1 protein-coding gene is annotated in these 347 nt (G+C 37.5%); it reads left to right on the plus strand.

From position 1 onward, the window contains the following. Nucleotides 1–101: 101 nt before the first annotated feature. The coding region (locus ACXAF2_RS23515; RefSeq protein ID WP_475142164.1) for an HTH domain-containing protein at nt 102–347 on the plus strand (246 nt) is incomplete at its 3' end.

Genomic DNA, 347 nt, shown 5'->3' on the forward strand with positions numbered 1-347 from the left:
ATGAACTATACCCCGGATAACGGACACTGATAAAAAAGTGCCCCTTATCCGGGTTTTTTTGTGTTTCAATAGAATTAATGAAAATGGACGGAGGTTTTTAGATGAGTAAGAAGCTTTATAGTGAATTTCAAATGAAAGAACTGAAGAAGAATTCGAATATCACAAGTGTTTCCGAACGCTCGATTTCCTACAGCCCTAAGTTTAAAATAAATGCAGTTAAAGAATATAAAAACGGGAAGATCCCTTCACAAATCTTCATTGAACATGGTTTTGATATTGAAATGATTGGGAAGGACCAGCCTAAACGATGTCTCCGGCGATGGAGAGAAACGTTTGAGCGTTATGGC

The organism is Rossellomorea sp. ABR4_004 (assembly GCF_056159585.1).